This window comes from Staphylococcus sp. EG-SA-2 (assembly GCF_017152085.1).
Genome location: NZ_JACYHC010000423.1, coordinates 1 through 5925, shown reverse-complemented (window position 1 = coordinate 5925; position 5925 = coordinate 1). Strand labels below are relative to the sequence as shown.

The 5925-nt window shown below is 30.0% G+C and carries 7 protein-coding genes; 6 read left to right on the top strand and 1 reads right to left on the bottom strand.

Features of this window, described 5'->3' with window-relative positions:
* The 6 genes from IDG60_RS04885 to IDG60_RS04860 all read left to right on the top strand — a co-directional run.
* Positions 1-791: lanthionine synthetase C family protein (locus tag IDG60_RS04885; RefSeq protein WP_206160532.1), on the top strand; the 791-nt coding region annotated here is incomplete at its 5' end.
* A 15-nt stretch (positions 792-806) separates the two neighbouring features.
* A complete protein-coding gene (locus IDG60_RS04880) occupies positions 807-1325 on the top strand; it encodes a flavoprotein (protein WP_000504439.1) in 519 nt (172 codons plus the stop codon).
* 9 nt (positions 1326-1334) lie between these two features.
* Entirely contained in the window at positions 1335-2708 is a 1374-nt protein-coding gene (locus IDG60_RS04875; protein WP_000691541.1) for a S8 family peptidase, read from the top strand.
* Positions 2709-2730: 22 nt separating this feature from the next.
* Positions 2731-3423, top strand: a complete 693-nt coding sequence (locus IDG60_RS04870) for a lantibiotic protection ABC transporter ATP-binding subunit (protein ID WP_001096791.1) — start codon at positions 2731-2733, stop codon at positions 3421-3423.
* On the top strand, positions 3420-4181 hold the full coding sequence (locus tag IDG60_RS04865) for a lantibiotic immunity ABC transporter MutE/EpiE family permease subunit (protein ID WP_000581552.1): 762 nt from the start codon (positions 3420-3422) through the stop codon (positions 4179-4181). Before IDG60_RS04870 ends, IDG60_RS04865 begins: the two co-directional genes overlap by 4 nt.
* Complete coding sequence (locus IDG60_RS04860; protein ID WP_000586140.1) at positions 4178-4876, top strand: BsaG family lantibiotic immunity ABC transporter permease subunit; 699 nt, start codon at positions 4178-4180, stop codon at positions 4874-4876. The genes IDG60_RS04865 and IDG60_RS04860 overlap by 4 nt, the downstream gene beginning before the upstream one ends.
* 473 nt (positions 4877-5349) lie before the next feature.
* On the opposite strand, the gene IDG60_RS04855 is transcribed toward IDG60_RS04860, so the two are convergent.
* On the bottom strand, positions 5350-5916 hold the full coding sequence (locus IDG60_RS04855; RefSeq protein ID WP_001092763.1) for a DUF4888 domain-containing protein: 567 nt from the start codon (positions 5914-5916) through the stop codon (positions 5350-5352).
* Positions 5917-5925 lie beyond the last annotated feature (9 nt).

The window sequence follows — 5925 nt, the reverse complement described above, 5'->3', positions numbered from 1 at the left end:
GAGTAGATGAGAATGAATTTAATGTTAAAGCATTAAAAAGCATATTAGTATACTTTAAAGATATTCAATATTCTAAAAATAGCTGGGTAGTCCCACAAGAAAGTCAATTTTTAGAGTCTGATAAAAATTATTTTACTGAAGGTAATATCAATCTTGGCCTTGCACATGGAGTGCTAGGACCGATGTCTTTATTTGCATTATGCGTGATTAAAGGAATTACGATTGAAAATCATCAGCACATATTAAAAGACATGTACAAATTTATCATGGACGAAAAATTTTGTAACCACGAAAGATGGTTGCAGCGTTACGATTTAATTTCTGAACGTAATCATTTCAATTTTATTCGGAATGGTTGGTGTTATGGCAATACGGGTGTAATGACGACGTTGTTTTTAATCGGCCAAGCATTACAAGATGATGAAATAATTAAAATGTCTAAAAAAGTGATGCTACAAGTAGTAAATGATAAAGATGAAAATTTAATAAGTCCAACTATTTGTCATGGATTGTCATCACAAATATTAATGTTAACAATTATGAATTTGAATTTTGAATTAAATGAAGTGTCTGATTATATCACTGTATTAATAAATAAACTGATTTCTCATTATAAGGAAGATTATCTGGTGAATTTTATAGACATTAATGAAAATAAGCAAGATGTATTTAAAAGTAGGAAAGTTGGCCTTTTAGAAGGTGAATTAGGGGTCTATCTAACATTGATGACACTGAAAAATACAAAAATTCTCAATGAAAAAAATTGGACCAATGCGTTTTTAATTAGCTGAATGGAGGCGTATATCATGGGAGAAAATGTATTGATTTGTTTGTGTGGCTCAGTTAATAGTATCAATATTAGCCACTATATTATTGAATTAAAATCAAAATTTGATGAAGTAAATGTAATCGCGTCAACAAACGGTAGAAAGTTTATTAATGGTGAAATATTAAAGCAATTTTGCGATAACTATTATGACGAATTTGAAGACCCTTTTTTAAATCATGTAGATATAGCAAATAAACATGACAAGATTATTATTTTACCTGCGACTTCTAATACGATTAATAAAATTGCAAATGGTATATGTGACAATTTATTATTAACTATTTGTCATACAGCTTTTGAAAAACTTTCTATATTTCCAAATATGAATTTACGAATGTGGGAAAATCCAGTTACTCAAAATAATATTCGATTATTAAAAGATTATGGTGTATCAATATATCCAGCAAATATTTCAGAAAGTTATGAATTAGCGTCAAAAACATTTAAAAAGAATGTTGTCGCACCTGAACCATATAAAGTTCTGGAATTCATTTGAGATTAGAATATGAAAATCATAAAGCGCGCTATTATTAGTTTAATAATATTGAGTCTTTTAATATCTATTACAATGAGTAATGCATCAGCGTCAGAAGAACTATATTACAGTGTTGAATACAAAAATACAGCAACATTTAACAAGTTAGTTAAAAAGAAGTCCTTAAACGTTGTCTATAATATACCGGAATTACATGTGGCACAGATTAAAATGACGAAAATGCATGCTAATGCTTTAGCAAACTATAAAAATGATATTAAATATATCAATGCCACATGTTCAACTTGTATTACTAGCGAGAAAACAATAGACAGAACATCAAATGAGTCATTATTTTCAAGACAATGGGATATGAATAAAATAACCAATAATGGTGCATCGTATGATGATTTGCCAAAACATGCTAACACCAAAATAGCAATCATAGATACAGGTGTGATGAAAAACCATGACGATTTGAAAAATAATTTCTCGACTGATTCTAAAAATTTAGTACCTTTAAACGGTTTTAGAGGTACTGAACCGGAGGAAACAGGTGATGTTCACGATGTCAATGATAGGAAAGGACATGGCACGATGGTGTCGGGTCAAACGAGTGCTAATGGTAAGTTAATAGGTGTTGCACCGAATAACAAATTTACAATGTATCGCGTGTTTGGTAGTAAAAAAACAGAACTGCTTTGGGTATCAAAAGCGATTGTTCAAGCTGCAAATGATGGAAATCAAGTCATTAATATTAGTGTTGGTAGTTATATTATTTTGGACAAAAATGACCATCAAACATTTAGAAAAGATGAAAAAGTAGAATACGATGCGTTACAGAAAGCAATCAATTACGCCAAGAAGAAAAAATCTATCGTTGTTGCTGCAGCTGGTAATGATGGTATTGATGTCAATGACAAACAGAAACTAAAATTACAGCGTGAATATCAAGGTAATGGCGAAGTGAAAGATGTTCCTGCATCTATGGACAATGTCGTTACAGTAGGATCTACAGATCAAAAGAGTAATCTATCTGAGTTTTCCAATTTTGGTATGAATTATACAGATATTGCTGCGCCCGGAGGATCATTTGCTTATTTAAATCAATTCGGTGTGGATAAATGGATGAATGAAGGGTATATGCATAAGGAGAACATTTTAACTACTGCCAATAACGGAAGATATATTTATCAAGCTGGAACTTCATTAGCCACACCTAAAGTTTCGGGAGCACTAGCTTTAATCATTGATAAATATCATCTTGAAAAACATCCAGATAAAGCGATTGAATTGTTATATCAGCATGGGACATCTAAGAATAATAAACCATTTAGTAGATATGGGCATGGTGAGCTTGATGTGTATAAAGCATTAAATGTAGCAAATCAAAAAGCAAGTTAATAAATCAAAGGAGTTTTTGATTATGGCAAAATTAGTTACTGAAAACATTTCGAAACGGTTTAAAAATCAAGATGTATTAAAGCATATTAATATCACTTTAGAAAATAACGAAGTTTATGGATTACTTGGTATTAATGGAGCCGGTAAAACGACACTTATGAAAATTATATGTGGCATACTTCAACAAGATTCAGGGGAAATTAAATTAGATAATAGACCAATGACACGAAATGATTTGCACAAAGTTGGTTCGCTTATTGAAACACCTGCGACATATAATCATTTAAGTGCACAAGATAATTTGAAAATTGTGTGTTTAAATGAAAGCGTTGATTTCAGCGAAATTAATAGTGTTTTAAGCTTAGTCAATTTAAATGTCGATAAAAAGAAAAAGGTTAAGGACTTTTCTTTAGGTATGAAACAAAGACTTGGAATTGCAATGGCATTAATTAAAAAGCCAGAAATTTTAGTATTAGACGAACCATCTAATGGTTTAGACCCATATGGAATCCAAGAACTTAGAGAACTTCTAAAATTATTAACAGAACAAGGTACTAGTATTATTATTTCAAGTCACATTTTATCTGAAATCCAAGTTTTAGCAGATCATATCGGTATTATTCATGAGGGTGAGCTAAAATATCAGCAAAGAAATAACAAAGATGAAAACTTAGAAGAGATATTCTTCAAAATAACGAAAGGTGATTACAAATGATACATTTAAAGATAGAAGGTATCAAATTTAAAAATTCTTTCAGTATGTATGTTTTATTAATAAGTCCGCTGGTATTTCTTTGTTTTGCTATTTTCACAGTCTTATTCGCCAAAAGTAATACGGGAACAGCGAATAGTGTGTCACCATATATAACTTTACTATTTAATATTTGGCCAATTGCTTTCATCCCGATTGTATTATGTATGGCTTGTAATTCGTTATTTAAAATTGAAATGAGAAATAAATCATTTAATTATTACTTAAGTAATAATTGGTCGATTACAAAAGAAATAAGAGCAAAGATTTTCATTTTATCAATAGCATTTTTGGTACATTGCTTTTTAGTATTTATTATTGCTTATATAGGTGACCTAATTATTAATCCACATCCGGTTAATGCTATGTTGTTATTGGTGACAATATTGTTGATGTATGTAGTATCTCTACCATTGATACCGCTCAACTTTTTATTAACTCGATACTTTGGTGTGTTCGTATCAATATTAATAAACTTAGTATTATCAGTCATTTGTGTCTTGTTTTTAACATTGAAGAGTTTATTTTGGGTGTTGCCGTGGGGGATAATGCAGAGAATCCCGCTTATTACGCTTGGTATACTACCTAATGGTTTAGTTGTAAACCATAATTCAAAATACTTTAATGATCTCAATGCCTTATATATTTCGATTATTGTTAGCATCATTATTTTCGCGATAGTAACATTTTTAAATAATAAGAAAAGTTGGCGATTAAAATGATAATTAACGAATTAAAGTCATGTAAGTTGAAATTTTCTAAGCAAGCGCTCACATTTGTACCCATTATTGTAACCATATTGTTTATATTATTTATAAATTGGTATTTAAACGTAAATTTATGGAATGGTCGACAAATAAGTTTGTTTACAGCGAGTTTTAATGCAATTACATCGCTATTAATTTCTATAAACGTCTATCAAGTTATCAATTTTGAAGAAAATATTGGTCACTTTAATCATATTTTAGGAAAAGCTAATAGGCTAAATTGGTTAAATGCATCAATGATTTTTACTTATACTATTACAGCCATATGTATTCTATTAGCATCAATTAATTTATTGTGGCATTCACATGATATGAAAATAACACTTATGTTTATAGGCGTATCATTGTTTTTCAATGTAATTATATTACTGCTACTTTTTATTTTTAGTATTTTCATTAAAGATGTAATGGCTATTGTTGTCGGAGTTTTAATGTTTATTTTTAACGTTTATTTTGGATTAGAAGTGCTTGGAGATCATTCGTGGTTCTATTTACCAATCACATATGCTACACGTTACGTTTATATGTTTATCGAAGGGAGTATACCAGTTACATTAACATTGGCAATCTATATTATTATCACGTTGCTATTAGCAGTTTTACTCTTTAAAGGATTTAATAAATGGAGCGGTAGAACAATTAAAGATTAAAGATTGGGGCTCTAACGGTAAAAGAAATTTAGTTGCGTTGAAAAGGGAGGAAAGAGAACAGTTAAATATGAATACAAAATAATTTTGTTTTCGGACAGCAGGGGTATTAGACGCGATTGACAATGTCTGTTTAATTAAACGTAATGTTTATTTAAGCGATGAATATTAGGTGAAAAGTTTTTGAATTTGAATGTAATTGAGGTTTATTGATTAGACATTTTATTGAATTGCGTGTTATTATATAAATGTAAAAATAAGACGACATGCGCGAACATGTCGTCTAAGCAAGCCAAACGCTGGCTTCTAAAATATTTTTTTAACCATTCCAACTTGCCAAAGTTAATGCGGAATGGTTTTTTTATTTTCCGCTAATTGAAATAAAAATGACGTTTTAATATATTATGGGCTAGGTGGTTTGTAAGAAAGGGTTAGTTATTAATGTTTTATGAATTAAGGAAATTTGAGTTTAAGGTTTAATCAATTGTGATTTTGTTGATGAAGCGTTTAGTTAGAGTATTTTCGCCACCACTAGTTACTCCTTCTCCCACTTTACCCGAGACTGGAGAAGAGCTATCTGAAGAATAAATAGATACTTTTTGGCCATTTTGTAGTAAACCAAGACCTTTTAACTTCTCGGTTAGAGAATTCCATGTATTTTTAGCATCTAGCTTTTTGTTAAAGTCATCGTAGACATTTTCCTTAGTTAAATCAATTTGTTTTAATCCTTTAAAGTCTATAGATTGTGTTAGATGGCCTCCATCATCATTTCCAGGAGCAGAAACGCTGCTAGAATATCCATTGCTTAATAAATAAGTAACGTTGATTGTTTCGTACTCGTTACTTAAAATAATATCAGAATCATGTAATGAATCTTTAACTTTTTTCCATAATTGACCATCTGTCATTTTTTCTTCTGCTTTAGCCGTTTTAACAACTTTATTTGTATCTAATCCTAAGTATGAAGAATGTAAGCCTGTTCCTAATGTTGTTAATACTAAAGCACTTGCTACTAATGTTTTACCTAAAAATTTTGTATTCATTTTTATTGC

Bases quoted from the DNA above. Each gene is read 5' to 3' on its own strand.
- IDG60_RS04880 (WP_000504439.1), top strand. From the start codon at position 807: ATGGGAGAAAATGTATTGATTTGTTTGTGTGGCTCAGTTAATAGTATC.
- IDG60_RS04875 (WP_000691541.1), top strand. From the start codon at position 1,335: ATGAAAATCATAAAGCGCGCTATTATTAGTTTAATAATATTGAGTCTT.
- IDG60_RS04870 (WP_001096791.1), top strand. From the start codon at position 2,731: ATGGCAAAATTAGTTACTGAAAACATTTCGAAACGGTTTAAAAATCAA.
- IDG60_RS04865 (WP_000581552.1), top strand. From the start codon at position 3,420: ATGATACATTTAAAGATAGAAGGTATCAAATTTAAAAATTCTTTCAGT.
- IDG60_RS04860 (WP_000586140.1), top strand. From the start codon at position 4,178: ATGATAATTAACGAATTAAAGTCATGTAAGTTGAAATTTTCTAAGCAA.
- IDG60_RS04855 (WP_001092763.1), bottom strand. From the start codon at position 5,916: ATGAATACAAAATTTTTAGGTAAAACATTAGTAGCAAGTGCTTTAGTA.